Genomic DNA, 16,107 nt, shown 5'->3' on the forward strand with positions numbered 1-16,107 from the left:
AGAGAACTGCAAGGAGGCGCAGAGTCGGATGCACTCGCAAGATCGGGTTTTTTCAGATCTGAACGCGGCAACGATGGTTGCAGGACCTGCAGCTTATGGGCTGATCCACGACGCGGCGATTGCGGTCAAGGATGGCGGGATCGCATGGGTCGGGCCTGAAGCCAGCTTGCCGGAGCAGTTCAAAGGGTTTTCGCAAACTACTTTGGACGGCCGTCTTGTCACGCCTGCGCTGATCGATTGTCACACCCATGTGGTGCATGGCGGCCATCGTGCTGTCGAATTCGAGATGCGGCTGAACGGTGCCAGCTATGAGGAAGTCGCGCGCGCGGGCGGGGGCATCATCTCGACTGTGAAGGCCACGCGCGAGGCTACTGTCGAAGAACTGATCACGCAGGCGCTGCCGCGTTTGGATGCGATGCTGGCCGAAGGTGTTTCAGTGATTGAGGTCAAGTCCGGTTATGGCCTGGATCGTGACACCGAATTGAACATGCTGCGAGCCGCCCGCGCGCTGCCGGACCATCGCCCCATTCGCGTTGTAACCAGTTTTCTGGGCGCACATGCGGTGCCTGCTGAGTATAAAGACCGACCTGACGCTTATATCGCCGAGGTCTGTATCCCAACCCTACGAAAAGCCCATGACGAGGGCTTGGTGGATTCAGTGGATGCTTTCTGCGAAGGAATTGCTTTCCTCCCGGACCAGCTGGCGCCGTTGTTTGATGCGGCGAAAGACCTTGGCCTGCCGATCAAATGCCATGCCGAGCAACTGTCCAATCTCGGGGGCACAAAACTGGCCGCCTCATACGGCGCTCTGTCCGCGGACCACATCGAATATTTGGACGAAGAAGGCGTTCGGGCGATGGCCAATGCGGGAACAGTCGGAGTGATCCTGCCCGGCGCCTTCTATACCCTGCGGGAAACCCAAGCCCCTCCAATTGATTTGCTACGCAAGCACAACGTGCCGATGGCGTTGGCCACTGACTGCAACCCGGGGTCGGCCCCGATGACATCGCTGCTTTTGACCATGAATATGGGCTGCACCCTGTTTCGCATGACACCGGAAGAGGCTCTGACCGGGGTCACCACCAATGCGGCCCGCGCCCTGGGTCTGTCCGATTGCGGCCAGATCGCCCCCGGACAGCGCGCCGATCTTGCGGTGTGGAACGTCACCCACCCGGCAGAACTAGCCTATCGTGTGGGCTTCAACCCTCTTCATACTCGCATACTTGGAGGCGCAATTTGACGACCCTGACACTCACCCCCGGTGCAGTCACTTTAGCGCAACTGGAACAGGTCTATCGCGAGGAATGCGCCGTGCGGCTAGACCCTGTATGCCGCGCCGGTATCGAGGCTGCTCATGCGCGTATCGCCGAGGCTGCTGCGGGTGAGACTGCAGTCTACGGCGTCAATACCGGCTTTGGCAAACTGGCCAGCGTCAAGATTGCCGCCGAGGATACAGCGACGCTGCAACGCAATCTAATTCTGTCCCATTGCTGTGGTGTTGGCCCGGCCATTCCGCGCACGGTTGCGCGGCTGATGATGGTGCTGAAACTGCTCAGCCTCGGGCGCGGCGCGTCTGGCGTGCGGCTGGAACTGATCGACCTGTTGGAGGCCATGCTGGACAAAGGTGTGACCCCGCTGATCCCTGCGCAAGGCTCGGTTGGTGCGTCAGGCGATTTGGCGCCGCTGTCGCATATGGCCGCAGTTATGATGGGCGCGGGTGAGGCCGAATTCGGCGGGACTGTTATGCCCGGTGGTGAGGCGTTGGCGGCGGCGGGTTTAACACCCGTTGAGTTGGGCCCCAAAGAAGGTCTGGCGCTGATCAACGGCACGCAGTTCTCAACTGCGTTTGCTTTGGCGGGATTGTTCGGCGCGTGGCAAGCGGCGCAGAGCGCGTTGGTCACTTCGGCACTGACCACCGATGCAATCATGGGATCGACCGCGCCGTTGCAGCCCGAGATCCATACGTTGCGCGGCCATCGCGGCCAGATCGAAGCCGGGTCCACGATGCGGGCTATCCTAGCCGGTTCTGTAATCCGCGAAAGCCATCGCGAAGGCGATACACGGGTACAGGACCCCTATTGCATCCGCTGCCAACCGCAGGTTGTCGGTGCCGCGATGGATGTGCTGAGGCAGGCAGCCAAGACGTTGGAGATTGAGGCAAATGCCGCCACCGACAACCCGCTGGTTTTGCCCGAGGCCGGGCTGATCGTCTCGGGTGGCAATTTCCACGCGGAACCTGTGGGCTTTGCTGCCGACATGATCGCTCTGGCGCTTGCCGAGATCGGAGCCATTGCACAGCGTCGAATTGCGCTGATTGTCGATCCAGCGCTCAGCTTTGATCTGCCGCCTTTCCTGACGCCAAATCCCGGCCTGAACTCGGGCTATATGATTGCCGAAGTGACAACCGCCGCGTTGATGAGCGAGAACAAACATCTTGCAAACCCCTGCGTGACGGATTCAACACCTACGTCAGCCAACCAAGAAGATCACGTTTCGATGGCGGCCCATGGCGCGAGGAGATTGGGACAGATGGTCACCAATCTGGAACGTATTCTGGGGGTCGAACTGCTTTGCGCTACGCAAGGGGTCGAGTTCCGCGCGCCATTGCCTACCAGTGAGACCCTTCAAGCTGTAATGGCCAAGCTAAGAGCTGTGGTCCCTGTATTGGGTGATGATCGATACATGGCGCGCGAGATCGAAGCAGCATGGACCTTGATCGCCAGTGGCGAGATCGCACATGGCACAGGCATCGCGATGCCGGAGCTTGGCGCATGACTGGTTCGGTTCAAGTCATACGTGGTGACAGCCCTGTTGTTCTGGGCCTGCCGCACACCGGCACCGATGTGCCCGCAACGATCGAGGCCAAGCTGAACGCGCGGGGCAGGGCGTTGGCGGATACGGACTGGCATATCCACACGCTTTACGAGGGCCTCCTGCCTGGCGCGACAACTGTGCGGGCAACCTTTCATCGTTATGTGATTGACGCCAATCGCGACCCGTCAGGCGTGTCGCTTTATCCCGGTCAAAACACAACGACGCTGGTCCCGCTTACGGATTTTGACGGGCAAGACATCTGGGATATTCTGCCAACAGAGAAGGATATAGTTGAAAGGCGCGAGGCGTTTCACGCCCCCTATCATGCCGCGCTGCGGGCCGAGCTGGAGCGGGTCAAGGCGATCCATGGAATTGCGGTTTTGTATGATTGCCATTCAATCCGCGGCCACATCCCCTTTCTTTTCGACGGCATTCTGCCTGACCTGAACATTGGAACAAACAATGGCGTGACGTGCGCGCCCGCTATCGAAGCCATCTCACATGAGTTCGCGTCATCCTCACCGTACAGCACCATTTTGAACGGCCGATTCAAGGGCGGATGGACGACCCGGCATTATGGCAACCCTGCCGAGGGCATCCACGCCATACAGATGGAACTGGCGCAGTCCACCTACCTGAGCGCTGAAACTGCGCCTTGGACCTACGACACTGAAAAGGCCAACCGCCTGCGCCGCTGGCTAAAAGACATACTGGACGCCATCCAGGACACTGCATTGGAGATTGCCGCATGACCGATCCTCGCAAGAACACCCGTGATGTTTACCCGCCCACCGGGCCAGAGCTAAACGCCAAAAGCTGGATGACCGAGGCACCAATGCGGATGTTGATGAACAACCTGCACCCGGATGTCGCGGAAAACCCGCACGAGTTGGTTGTTTATGGCGGTATAGGGCGCGCGGCGCGGACGTGGAACGACTTCGACACGATCGTCGCCAGCCTCAAGGATCTGGAAGAGGATGAAACGCTGGTCGTCCAGTCCGGAAAGCCGGTGGCCATTGTGCGGACCCATTCGGATGCGCCCCGTGTACTGATCGCGAATTCGAATCTGGTACCCCATTGGGCCAATTGGGATCACTTCAACGAGCTCGATAAAAAGGGTCTGATGATGTACGGCCAGATGACCGCTGGCTCGTGGATTTATATCGGTACGCAGGGCATCGTTCAGGGTACCTATGAGACCTTTGCCGAAGCCGGACGTCAGCACTATGGCGGCGACCTGACCGGCAAGTGGATCCTGACCGGCGGATTGGGTGGAATGGGCGGCGCGCAGCCTCTGGCGGCTGTCTTTGCTGGGGCCTGTTGTTTGGCTGTCGAGTGCAACCCCGACAGTATCGATTTTCGCCTGCGCACCAAATATCTGGATGAAAAGGCCGAAACGCTGGACGAGGCGCTAGAGATGATCGACCGCTGGACCAAGGCGGGCGAAGCAAAATCAGTGGGCCTTTTGGGCAATGCCGCTGAAATCTTTCCCGAGATTTACCGACGGATGCAGGCCGGTGGCATGCGACCCGACATTGTCACCGACCAAACCTCGGCCCATGATCCGGTCAACGGGTATCTGCCGCTGGGCTGGAACATGGCACAGTGGCGGGACAAGCGCGAAAGCGATCCCAAAGCGGTCGAAAAAGCGGCGCGCGCATCGATGAAACAGCACGTGGCCGCCATGGTCGATTTTTGGAATGCGGGCGTTCCGACGCTGGATTACGGCAACAACATCCGTCAGGTGGCCCAGGATGAGGGACTGGAAAATGCCTTTGCCTTCCCCGGCTTCGTGCCCGCCTATATCCGCCCGCTCTTCTGCCGGGGTATCGGCCCGTTCCGTTGGTGCGCGCTTTCGGGCGACCCCGATGACATCTACAAGACAGACGCCAAGATGAAGGAGCTGTTCCCCGAGAACACCCATCTGCACAACTGGCTCGACATGGCGCAGGAGCGGATCGCGTTTCAGGGCCTGCCCGCACGCATTTGCTGGATCGGGTTGGGCGACCGGCATCGGGCCGGGTTGGCGTTCAACGAAATGGTCCGCAATGGCGAGCTGAAGGCACCCGTTGTCATTGGTCGAGATCATCTGGACAGTGGTTCGGTAGCCTCGCCAAACCGCGAGACCGAGGCGATGAAAGACGGTTCGGATGCAGTCAGCGATTGGCCACTGCTGAACGCGCTTGTGAATACGGCATCGGGTGCGACATGGGTCTCTCTGCATCACGGCGGGGGTGTTGGCATGGGGTTTAGCCAGCACGCAGGTGTCGTTATTTGCGCAGACGGCACGGACGAAGCGGCCAACCGGCTTGAGCGGGTTCTCTGGAATGATCCAGCCTCGGGCGTGTGGCGTCATGCAGATGCCGGATATGAGGAGGCCAAAGCATGTGCGCGTGAGCACGGGCTGCGTTTGCCGGGCATTTTGGGCTGACTTGTCCTTTCTGTCGTTGATTGTGCTGGTGGCCAGCGCCGATGGCTTTGGTTTTGAGCAGGGACTCTTTTGGTCAGGACCAGGCCGATCAGCAAATCGTAAGGTTAACGCCATTCCACCAAAGCAGCTTGTCCGTTGCGCGATGTAACACATGTGCGTTCAGGTCTTTCGGAAGGCTAGATGTCCGCCCAATGACCACGCTGGCCGAAGAGATGGAAGACACTACTGCCAGCATGGACCTCGCGGCATTTCCGCTTGATTTGGGTTCGTTTGCGCCAACACGGTTGCGCAATTCAGTTTTATCGATAATAAATCTGCGGCAACGCAAGCTGCAGGAAGTTTTATAGATAAAATGATCATCCCTCATTCCGGCTGGACCCGAAAGTCTGCGCAAGCTGTTCATGATCTTCCGTTGATGGATCTTCTGTTTCGGGCGCAAACCGTGCACCGCGAGAACTTTGATCCCAACAAGGTCCAGACGTCAAAACTCCTGTCGATCAAGACCGGTGGGTGCGCCGAGGACTGCGCCTATTGCTCGCAATCGGCCCGCAACGGATCAACCCTTCCGGCGTCCAAGCTGATCGAGGTTCAGCGCGTTCTGGCCGAAGCCAAGAAAGCCAAGGATGGTGGCGCAACTCGGTTCTGTATGGGTGCTGCGTGGCGCGAACCCAAACCGCGTGACATGCCTGCCCTAGTTGCGATGGTCGAAGGCGTGAAAGCGATGGGTATGGAAACCTGTATGACACTGGGCATGCTGGATGACACTCAGGTCGTCCAGCTACGCGACGCCGGGTTGGATTACTACAACCATAACATCGACACCTCTGAGCGCTATTACTCCGAAGTGATCACCACCCGCACTTTCTCGGACCGGATCGATACGATGAACCGGGTGCAGGAAGCCGGTATCAAGGTCTGCTCGGGCGGTATACTGGGTATGGGCGAACATACCGGCGACCGTATCGACATGTTGCTGACCCTGGCCAACATGACCCCTCCGCCGGATTCGGTTCCAATCAACATGTTGATGCCGCAGGCTGACACGCCGTTGGCCGATGCAGAGCCGATCGATCCCATCGACTTTGTGCGGATCATCGCAACCGCCCGTATTCTGATGCCCAAATCTTATGTTCGCCTGTCTGCCGGACGCAGCGATATGAGCGACGAGATGCAGGCGATGTGCTTCTTCGCCGGTGCCAACTCGATCTTTGTGGGCGAAACGCTCTTGACTGCGGAAAACCCCGAGGAAGACACCGACTCGATCCTGTTTGCGAAACTTGGCATTCAGGCTGAAACGGCGGAAGACCACAAGCGCACGGAAGCTGCCGAATGAAAGCAGTCGATCGACTGGAATCCATGCTTGATGCGCTTGAAGCCCGGCACCGCCGCCGGGCTTTGATCCCTGCGCAGGGTTTGGATTTTGCGTCGAACGATTATCTGGGTTTGGCGGGGTCAAAACTGTTGCAAGATGCCGCAAAGGCTGCCTTGGCGCGCGGTGTGCCGGTTGGCTCTGGTGGCTCGCGCCTGCTACGGGGTAATCACCCCGAACACGAGGCGCTTGAACAGGAAGCTGCCGCATTCTTTGGATCTGAAGCCGCGCTTTTCATGGGCGGAGGGTTTCAGGCCAATCAAGCAATCTTTTCCACCCTGCCAGCAGCCGGAGATCTGGTGCTTTATGACGCACTGGTCCATGCCAGTGCCCATGAAGGGATGCGTGCGAGCCGCGCGGATCTGCGTGCCTTTCGCCACAATGACGTAGAAGATGCACGCAAGGTTCTGGCCGAGTGGCAGTCGACGGGTGGATCGGGCCACATCTGGATCGCAGTGGAAAGCGTGTATTCCATGGAAGGCGATCTTGCACCGCTGGAGGATCTTGCCTCCTTGGCGCGCGAGGCCGATGCCGTACTGATCGTGGATGAAGCACACGCCACTGGCGTTTTTGGCCTGAACGGCAAAGGTCTGGCGCATGGTCTGAGCGCGGAGGTTCTGACACTCCATACCTGCGGCAAGGGTCTGGGCGTTTCGGGCGGTCTGATATGTGGTCCGCGTGTAATGATTGATACGCTGATCAATCGCGCGCGGCCCTTTATCTTTGCAACCGCGCCTTCGCCTTTGAACGCTGCCTTGGTACGGGCAACTTTGCGGGAATTGGCGACCAACGCTCAATTGGTCGCTGCTGCACATGACCGTCTGCGTCATGCCCATCACGTGGCCCGGCAAACAGGACTGCCGGATTCGGCCCTGACCAGCCAGATCATCCCGGTTATTTTGGGTGACGAGGCCAGAACGATGGCGACGGCCTCTGCCTTGCAGCAACAGGGCTTTGACATCCGGGGTATTCGCCCCCCCACCGTTCCCAAGGGAACGTCCAGACTGCGTGTGTCGATCACCGGAAATGTGACCCACGAGGATATCTCGGCGCTGTTTGCCACCATCGCCAGCCATCAATCGGAGGCCGCATGAGCGCGTTGATTGTCGTCGGAACCGACACGGGCGTCGGAAAAACCGTTTTTTCCGCTGGTCTGACCGCAGCGTTGAATGCAGGGTATTGGAAACCCGTTCAGTCGGGTTTGGAAGATGCGACGGACACAGAAACCGTCCGATTGTTGTCCGGTGCGGAAGTTTTGCCTGAGGCGTATCGCCTGAACCTGCCGGCCTCACCCCATCTGTCTGCCGAAGACATGGGTGTTGAGATTGATCTGTCGCGCCTTGCTGTGCCGCAGGTTGACGGGCCGCTGGTCGTTGAGGGGGCAGGGGGCCTGATGGTGCCGCTGAACCGCCAGTCCTATTACCTGGACCTGATTGCCCAGTGGCAGGCCCCGGTTGTGCTGGTCGCACGCACGGCGCTGGGAACGATCAACCACACCACATTGTCTCTGATGGCCTTGCGTGGCGCTGGATGTGAGGTTGTGGGTGTTGCCTTTGTCGGTGAGGCTGAGCCGGATGTTGAACAAACCATCGTAGAGATGAGCAATGTCCGTCACCTTGGGCGCCTTCCGGTTCTAAGCGAACTGACACAGCAAACCCTGAAAGATGCCTTCTCAGAAATTGACGTTGTCACCATTCGGAGGTTCTTGTGACCCCGCTTGAGTTTGACGCCCGCCACCTGTGGCACCCCTATACCAACGTCGCCAATCCCGGCGCGATGCACCTGATCGACCGGGCCGAGGGCGTTTATCTGTACCGGGAAGACGGCGTGAAGATGATCGACGCCATGTCCTCGTGGTGGTGTGCGATCCACGGTCACAAACACCCTGAGATCACATCTGCGATGCAGAACCAATTGGAGAAGATGCCCCATGTGATGTTCGGGGGGCTGACGCATCATCCAGCCATTGATCTGGGGCGCAGGATGATCGACATGCTGCCCGAAGGGCTGGATCGCATTTTCTACTGTGACAGCGGTTCGGTTTCGGTCGAAGTGTCGATGAAGATGGCTGTGCAGTACCAAATGGCACATGGCCGCAGCGGCAAGTTCGAGTTCGCTACTATTCGGGGCGGTTATCACGGCGACACCTGGAAGGCGATGAGCGTCTGCGACCCGGTCACCGGTATGCACGGGTTGTTCCGCGGAGCCTTGTCGATCCAGCACTTCCTGCCGCGCCCGCACGTGCGGTTGGGTGACGAATGGCCCGCAGATTCGGTACAGAACGGGCTGGAGCCGCTGGAGCGCTTGCTTGCCGAAAAAGGCGACCAACTGGCCGCCCTGATCCTTGAGCCTGTGGTTCAGGGCACCGGAGGTATGTATTTCTATAACCCACAATGGCTGCGCGCGGCACGTGCCTTGTGCGATGCCCACAATGTGCTGATCATCTTTGATGAGATTGCAACTGGCTTTGGCCGCACCGGTAAGCTGTTCGCCATCGATCACGCTGACGTCAAACCTGATATTTTGTGCTTGGGCAAAGCGCTGACCGGTGGACATATCTCATTCGCGGCAACGGTTACCAGCGAACAGGTGGCTTATGGCATCGGCAACAGTGAGGCAGGCGTGTTCATGCACGGCCCGACTTATATGGCCAACCCTCTGGCCTGTGTCGCGGGATCGACAAGCCTTCGTCTGCTGGCCGAGGGGAACTGGGAACGGCAGGTTTCTGATATTGAGGCCCAGATGCGTACCGAACTGGAGCCAGCTCGCGTTTTGCCTGGCGTAGCGGATGTCAGAGTCCTTGGTGCCATCGGCGTTATCGAAATGAAGGATACGGTTGATCCTTCTGTCGCCCACCGGCTGGCCCCAAAGACCGGAGTGTGGCTACGCCCCTTTGCGCGCAACATCTATTGCATGCCCCCTTACGTAATCTCTCCTGACGAGCTCAGCCAGGTCACGAGTGCAATGGTCGCGCTGGCCGGGGGGCAGGGATGAAACACAGGTGGCTGGAGCAATCAGGCGACGGCATTCTGATCCTTGTGTTCGGGGGTTGGGCGCTTGGTGCTGCACCGTTCCTGGGTCTATCCGGTGGCGCGTCTGTTCTGTTGGTTGATGACTACACCCAGCTTGATGACCCCTTGCCTGATTTGACAGGGTTTGACCGTGTCGACATGCTCGCGTTTTCCTTTGGCGTGGCATCTGCCGCGCATTGGCTGGCTAATACTCAGTTTCGCCCCGACCGGCTTGTTGCCGTCAGTGGCACCCTGCATCCGACCTGTCCGGACCGTGGGATTGCGCCCGAAATGATACGGGCGACGGCGGATCAGCTGACGACCTCCAGTTTTTCCAAGTTTTGCCGCCGCGCGGGGTTGTCTGTTGAGGCACCAGAGCTTGACCTCGCAGCAGCGCAACAAGAGCTTCACGCAGTGATCCGTCGCGGATCGGCCCTGAATCCCGGGTTTGACCTGGTGTGGATACCCGATCGGGACCGTATCATTCCAACGAAGGCGCAAGAGGCTGCCTGGGCGGAGACCTCAGCTTCGGTCAAACGTGTTGCAGGGTCACATGTACCCTTCGGGTCAGGCCAAAATTGGGCGGAGTGGCTGTCATGACGGCGCAACCGGCAGATAAGGTCCAACGCAGCTTTAGCAGAAGCTTTGACACCTATCACGACACAGCCAGCCAACAGGCGTGGGTTGCTGATAAACTGGTTTCTGAACTGCGCCGTGTGGGCGCACCGGGGCAATTTCGCACCGCATTCGAAATGGGGTGTGGCACCGGGCATCTCACCCGGACGTTGCGGCAAAATTTCGATCTGCCTGACCTTGTTCTGAACGACATCGCGCCGCAAGCCCAGGCAACGGCAGACGCCGAAGCGGCCGTATTTATCGCAGGCGACGTGCGTATGGTGCAATGGCCCGGCCAGATCGACCTGATCGCTTCAGCCTCGATGATCCAATGGATGGACGACCCGACCGGGCTGCTACAGCAGGCGGTCGATGCATTGGCCCCCGGTGGCTGGCTGGCCATTTCAGGATTTGGACCTCAGCAATACAAAGAACTGACAAGCATCGGATCAACAGCCCAGGCGCCTGGCCTTTGCGGGGCAGACGCCCTTGTCGCGGCCATTGAGGGGTCAATGCGGGTTTTGACCGCCGGGGAACGCATCCGGCCATCATATTTCGAAACTCCGCGTGACGTTTTGAAATACTTGCGCCGAACCGGGGTGAACGGTCGCGCGCAAGGGGCGTGGACCAAGTCCACTCTGGCCCGGTTTGAGAAAGACTATGTACGAAGCTTTGCGACGGATGACGGGGTGTCTTTGACATATCACCCGGTTTGGATCATTGCCCAAAAGCAGTAAGCGGCTATTCGGCGACCACCAAACCATTTCGTTTGCAAACAACATTTGGCAAATGCCCTTTGACGGGTGAGGGTCCGTAAAAAGCAGATTGATATGTCTGTCTGAATCCAGAGTGACCAGCGCGCACTTACCCGGCTTTTCCCGTCAGTTACCACGATCTGGACCTGCGCATTCCGAGCAGCAATACGCGCCAGATTGGTTTCTTGCAGTTCATGAAGCCTAAAGCTGGATTCGGCATTGACGGCACCGCCCGACAGAACTTCAAATCGCCGGGTGCGGCTGCAGCGCATGCTTACTGCAATTGATGAAACCCGTCTTTGAAATCTCACAGGTGCTTCCATCCTAAAGTATTGAAATGGTTGTCACACATACGCTTAAAGAACACTCCATTCAGATGGCGAATATTGGATCCACGAACGGGATGCGGTTCCTTCGTGGATCTCTGAGTGTTGAACTCAAGCTGGATGAACGCCCTGTGACGCAAGCCGACAAGCCGGTTGAAGCTGAGGTTCGGTCCTACTTGAAACGACATTTCCCCGAGCATGGAATCTTTGGTGAGGAACACGGGCAGGAGGCTGGAGACGGTCGGCATATGTGGTTCATTGATCCAGTTGGCGGCACCCGTTGTTTGGCTTCCTGTGTGCATATCCGGTTGAGGGACAGCCTAGGCTAGGGTTGGTTGGAAGGCCTGCCTTGGATGAGGTATTTGTGGGTGTCATGGGGGAGGGGGCCACAAAGAATGGCCAGCCCATTCAGACCCCGCAGCAAACGCGTTTGGATCAGTCGATCCTGTCTGTGAACAAAGATGACAAGATTCAGCGCGATCATCCGAACCTGTTCGACCGATTGATGCAGGCTTGGCAGAACCGTCGGTTTACCTCTGACTGTTAACCTTATGCGCTGTTGGCTGCGGGGCATGTGGATGCTGTGGTGGATTTTGATCTGCAACCCTAAGCATTTCTGGCAGTCACGCCATTTGTTGCGGCAGCCGGTGGTGTGAAGACCGATTGGCAGCGTAGGGCTTTGAAACTGAAGTCTGATGCACGGTCGCTTCTGCGGCGACGCCGGAATTACGTGCTAACCTACTGGCGTTGATACACGGATAGGGGCCCGGCAGAATGCGCCGGGCCTTGGCTTTATGGTCTTGGTCATTCGGCTGCTATGGCCTGTTCATAACCAGTCGTCTTGGCAATTGGGCTCCATTCCAGATCACCCGTGTAACGCCATGCCAGATCACCCTTTTCGTCCATCGCGATCAGGTGAAGCCAGCGGTTGTCAAAGAGCGCTTTGACATTGGCGTGGCGCTTGAGAATGGCGTTCATGGCCTCACGTGGGGCTTCGATCACCACAGACAGACGCAGAGGGTCGTGTTGGAACGCCTCGCCATCATGAACTGATTGCCAGGGCAGCCCCGGACGCAAAGCGCCGCCGTTCCCTTCAACAACACCAATCCCGCCGACTACGTTGTGGAGCAACTTGTTGCCCCCACCGAATAACCCCGGCGCGACAGTCGAACCATAGTATTGCAAGCTGATCCAGCTGGCCACGACAACCGGGGCGGTCATGATCAACTCTAGCACGCCAAACCCATCATCCGAGCGCCAGTCATAGCTGTGAAGGAAGGACTGCCCGGCCAAACCGGTCCCGTCAGTCCGGCTTCGCGGCGCTGCGATAAAGGCGCGGCACCCTGCCAAACCCCATTCGGGTCGAAGCTCTGCCCAATCCTTGGCGCGATGGGCGATATCGTCGCCCCCATGGGCCCGAGGCAGCCGGGCCGCACGCTCGGTACGTGAGAGGCGTCCGGCTTCTGCCAACCAGGTTTTCAGCTGAGCGATCTGCGGCGCCCACAATCCCGCGGGGTGATCCTGATCAAACAGAGTAACGCCATCTGTCGTGGTATTGTGCAGCGCTGGCAGAAACAGCGTGTCAGTGGGGATGTCGATCCCTTTGTCCCGCAGTCCGTCCCGTACTTGGTTGTCGTTCAGCAGGCTGGCAAGTAGCCGGGCGCTTACATCCCCCGCGTGACCGCCGCAGGCACCGCATTGCAACGCGCTTTCATGGGGGTTATTGGTGACGTCCGCCCCATGTCCCGCCAGCATCACGATGCGCGCGAAATTATCTGTCAGAGACATCGCGCCCAGAATGGCTTTGGCGGTATCGATGCGCGTGACCAGATCCATTAAAGGGTCCAGTTTAGGCGCAGGGTCAAACTTGCTCCCACTACCACTCGCAGCCAGCGAATCCCGCAACAATTTACCAGCGTATATCGGACCAGTCGCCTCGACAAAGGCAAAGGATGAAACAGCGGCCAGCTTGAACCGCCCCCACGCCCTTTTGGCACGGGCCGTATAGCGACGATCCAGGTCGGACAGTGTGTCTTCTGCTGCTTTGGACTTAACATTGGGGTTCAGCAGAACCGGACCCCGCAGTTCGGTCACGTCTGATCCCGCGCATTTATGTGCGCTGGCCAACCCGAAGAACCCGGCAAAGCCGATGGTTTCGATACCCGAGTCCTGTGCTTCCAACGCCCGGCGAAAAACTTCGGACCGGACATCGATACAGAACGCAGCCTGCACCAGTGGGCGGCCCTCGGTCGCCCGTGGCTGACGACTAGCCAAAACCTGACCCAGCTTGCGCTGTTGAGCCCGTTCCGCAGCATCCTGCAGAATGGCATCAATCACCATGTCACGGGACGGAGTGATCGGGGTCTCGTGCATTGCGACGGTTTCCAGCCAACGCGCCGAAATCTGATCACGGTATTGGTGGAACAGGGCCTCTTCAAATACCATCCGAATGGCCAGCAACTCCGCCGTTGTTGTGTCGGTCTGACCCTGAAGCTCGGCCTTCCACAACAAATAGCGCGCGTATTGCGCCCAACCGCCAAGCGTGACTAGCCAACGATGAAATGTTGTTCCAGCCGCGTCAGGCGTCACGCCCAGCGTTTCCGAGGCCCGCCCGATGGCGCGCCATTGCGAACGGTTGGTGGCCGCCACAAATGCGCCAAAGCCTTTCAACCCATTGATCTCAGGTGTCAGGTCGCGCGATGCGAACTCCCGCCATGCACTGAACGCACCGCCGGCACGGCTGGGCTGCCAAAGGGCCTGGCCTTCGTCAAAATGGCTGGCAGCCCAAGCTCCGATACGTTCTTCGATTAAACCGGGCCAGTCGATGCCAGACACATCTGCGGCCAATTCCGCCACCGTCGGAAACGGGGCAAGAGGTGCGGCATCATCCGTCAAAGCGGCTGTGACTTCTTCAAGCCCCTGAGGATCAAAGCGACTTTCTACATGCGAAATCGCCTCACGCAGATCCCCTTCGGTCATCTCACCCGAGTTCAACTTCTCGGCCATAATGCGCCTGTCAGGGGTGATGCGCACACCGGCAACACGGCCAAGACGTGCGGCCGTTACAGCGAGGGTATCCCCTGTCTGACCCAAAAAGGGGTTCACAGCGACATTCGCAGACAGCGGAAACAGAGGAGGGATCTGACGCACAGCGTCATTAGCAATCGCGACTAGTTCCAAAAGCGGAGCAGGATAGCTTTCGTGTTTCATATACATATCTGATCCCCTTTTCACACAGTCCGGCGCGTGGACCACCCGTCCAGCAGCCGATCAAAGATTGCGTTGGCATAAAGTCCATTGGACAAATGCACCCGCATTCCCGCCGCCGCCGGATGCGAGGCCCAGAGCGGGAAGGTCGATTGGGCCAGCGCCACGGCGCCAAAACTGATGAGCGCAAGAACGATCAAAGCCCATTCCAGCGGTCCTGCAGCAGGCGTAGGCGGCAGGGTGCCCGCCGTTAGATTCTGCGCAGCGATTTGCAGAACGAAGTAGCTGACCGATGTTGCACCCGCATAGATGACAGTGCGCCGGGTCAGCGCACCGGGCGCTGCATCCGCAAAGCCTTGCGCCAGCAGGTAGGCGACGCCAAAGATCAGGATCACACCCAAGGCAATGGCCTGAACAGATTTCCCGTCGATTCCAAACACCGAAGCCACCGCACCATAGATCAGAATGCCGGTTGCAAAGGCCAGCAATACATTGCGGGCACTTGGTACTGCCACCGGCCCCGGACGGCGAATGGCGGCCACGTTGCGCACAGCTTCACCCGCGCTCAGGAAGGCGTGGGCCTTGTAGAGCGAATGCGCCACAATGTGCAGCAGCGCCAGCGGGAACAGGGCAAGACCGCACTGCATGATCATGAACGCCATCTGGGCAATTGTTGACCACGCCAGGGATGTCTTGACCGCGGGCTGCGTCAGCATGACCAAGCCTCCGAACAGCGCGGTGAAACCGCCCAGCATGACCAACAAGGCCATAATTCCAGGAGCCACCAGCATCACATCCGCAAAGCGGATCAATAGAAACCCGCCCGCATTGATCACGCCCGCATGCAACAGGGCCGAGACCGGGGTTGGTGCTTCCATCACCTCGGTCAGCCACCCATGGACCGGGAACTGGGCCGAAGCCAGTACGGCCGCCAGTGCGATGAACAGGGCGGCGACAATTGTGGTTACTGTCGGCTGTGCTTCTGACAGGATCGTAGCGATGTCGGTGGTGCCGTAGCCGATGATCAGCAAGGCAACGGCCAGACCAAGCGCAACTTCGCTGATTCGCGCCACAACAGCCTTTTTGCGCGCTGCGCGTTGTGCCGTGGTACGTTCGGGGTAGAACAGCAGCAGTTGATGCAGTGCCAGGCTTGTTGCAATCCAGGCGACCAGCAGTTGGACGATGTTGCCGGACATCACCAACAAAAGAACGGCGGCCAGCGCGACAGACATCCAACCGCTAAAGGCACCCTGCCTTGGTTCTCCGTCCATGTATGTTGCAGAGTACCGCAATACGATCCAGCCAATGAAACTGACCAGAACCAACATTGTGGCGCTTATAGCATCCAACCGGACCGAAAGGCCCACTCCCCAAAAGCCGATCATCGTCGAGGTCCCGGACCCTTTTGCAATTAGCAGCATGACCGCCAAGGCAGACACGCCAAATGCCGCCAGGGCCGCCCATTCTGCGACTTTCGGCAAATTGCCCGGACGCATCCCCGGATGTCGGCTGCAGTAATATGCAGATCCCAACAAGATCATTGGACTTAGGAGGGGTAGAAGCAGGTAACTCATGCGTG

At 58.7% G+C, this 16,107-nt stretch carries 15 protein-coding genes; 13 read left to right on the top strand and 2 right to left on the bottom strand.

Annotated features, from left to right (window positions below; translation table 11 throughout):
• Positions 1 to 28: 28 nt before the first annotated feature.
• The 13 genes from hutI (at position 29) to GS630_RS22340 (ending at position 11,868) form a co-directional block, all read left to right on the top strand.
• A complete protein-coding gene (gene hutI, locus GS630_RS01820) occupies positions 29 to 1,240 on the top strand; it encodes an imidazolonepropionase (RefSeq protein WP_171177297.1) in 1,212 nt (403 codons plus the stop codon).
• Positions 1,237 to 2,775 (top strand): histidine ammonia-lyase, encoded by a 1,539-nt coding sequence (gene hutH / locus GS630_RS01825; RefSeq protein ID WP_171238311.1) that lies wholly within the window; start codon positions 1,237 to 1,239, stop codon positions 2,773 to 2,775. Before hutI ends, hutH begins: the two co-directional genes overlap by 4 nt.
• Positions 2,772 to 3,566: an N-formylglutamate deformylase gene (gene hutG, locus GS630_RS01830; protein WP_171176910.1), complete on the top strand. Its 795-nt coding sequence runs from the start codon at positions 2,772 to 2,774 to the stop codon at positions 3,564 to 3,566. Before hutH ends, hutG begins: the two co-directional genes overlap by 4 nt.
• Positions 3,563 to 5,245 carry a urocanate hydratase gene (gene hutU / locus GS630_RS01835; protein WP_171621033.1) on the top strand — a complete coding sequence of 561 codons (1,683 nt, stop codon included), beginning with the start codon at positions 3,563 to 3,565 and terminating at the stop codon, positions 5,243 to 5,245. Before hutG ends, hutU begins: the two co-directional genes overlap by 4 nt.
• A 191-nt stretch (positions 5,246 to 5,436) precedes the next feature.
• Complete coding sequence (locus tag GS630_RS01840; protein ID WP_171176914.1) at positions 5,437 to 5,592, top strand: hypothetical protein; 156 nt, start codon at positions 5,437 to 5,439, stop codon at positions 5,590 to 5,592.
• 5 nt (positions 5,593 to 5,597) lie between these two features.
• The gene (gene bioB, locus GS630_RS01845; protein ID WP_171176917.1) at positions 5,598 to 6,578 is read left to right on the top strand and encodes a biotin synthase BioB; all 981 of its coding nucleotides are present in this window, start codon (positions 5,598 to 5,600) and stop codon (positions 6,576 to 6,578) included.
• Positions 6,575 to 7,708: an 8-amino-7-oxononanoate synthase gene (locus GS630_RS01850; RefSeq protein WP_171176919.1), complete on the top strand. Its 1,134-nt coding sequence runs from the start codon at positions 6,575 to 6,577 to the stop codon at positions 7,706 to 7,708. The genes bioB and GS630_RS01850 overlap by 4 nt, the downstream gene beginning before the upstream one ends.
• Complete coding sequence (gene bioD, locus GS630_RS01855) at positions 7,705 to 8,325, top strand: dethiobiotin synthase (RefSeq protein ID WP_171176921.1); 621 nt, start codon at positions 7,705 to 7,707, stop codon at positions 8,323 to 8,325. Before GS630_RS01850 ends, bioD begins: the two co-directional genes overlap by 4 nt.
• Entirely contained in the window at positions 8,322 to 9,608 is a 1,287-nt protein-coding gene (gene bioA / locus GS630_RS01860) for an adenosylmethionine--8-amino-7-oxononanoate transaminase (protein ID WP_171621034.1), read from the top strand. The genes bioD and bioA overlap by 4 nt, the downstream gene beginning before the upstream one ends.
• A complete protein-coding gene (locus GS630_RS01865; protein ID WP_171176925.1) occupies positions 9,605 to 10,225 on the top strand; it encodes a pimeloyl-ACP methyl esterase BioG family protein in 621 nt (206 codons plus the stop codon). The genes bioA and GS630_RS01865 overlap by 4 nt, the downstream gene beginning before the upstream one ends.
• Positions 10,222 to 10,977, top strand: coding sequence for a methyltransferase domain-containing protein (locus GS630_RS01870; RefSeq protein ID WP_171176927.1), 756 nt, complete (start codon positions 10,222 to 10,224; stop codon positions 10,975 to 10,977). Before GS630_RS01865 ends, GS630_RS01870 begins: the two co-directional genes overlap by 4 nt.
• Positions 10,978 to 11,332: 355 nt before the next feature.
• Positions 11,333 to 11,650: an inositol monophosphatase family protein gene (locus GS630_RS22335; protein ID WP_253284441.1), complete on the top strand. Its 318-nt coding sequence runs from the start codon at positions 11,333 to 11,335 to the stop codon at positions 11,648 to 11,650.
• 2 nt (positions 11,651 to 11,652) lie between these two features.
• Positions 11,653 to 11,868 carry a hypothetical protein gene (locus GS630_RS22340; RefSeq protein ID WP_371809162.1) on the top strand — a complete coding sequence of 72 codons (216 nt, stop codon included), beginning with the start codon at positions 11,653 to 11,655 and terminating at the stop codon, positions 11,866 to 11,868.
• A 257-nt stretch (positions 11,869 to 12,125) separates the two neighbouring features.
• Here the strand turns inward: GS630_RS22340 and GS630_RS01880 are convergent, their stop codons facing one another.
• Both GS630_RS01880 and GS630_RS01885 read right to left on the bottom strand, forming a co-directional pair.
• Complete coding sequence (locus tag GS630_RS01880; RefSeq protein ID WP_171621035.1) at positions 12,126 to 14,537, bottom strand: YbcC family protein; 2,412 nt, start codon at positions 14,535 to 14,537, stop codon at positions 12,126 to 12,128.
• A gap of 14 nt (positions 14,538 to 14,551) precedes the next feature.
• Complete coding sequence (locus GS630_RS01885; RefSeq protein WP_171621036.1) at positions 14,552 to 16,102, bottom strand: proton-conducting transporter membrane subunit; 1,551 nt, start codon at positions 16,100 to 16,102, stop codon at positions 14,552 to 14,554.
• Positions 16,103 to 16,107 lie beyond the last annotated feature (5 nt).

Source organism: Ruegeria sp. HKCCD7303 (assembly GCF_013111185.1).
Classification (GTDB): Bacteria; Pseudomonadota; Alphaproteobacteria; order Rhodobacterales; family Rhodobacteraceae; genus Ruegeria.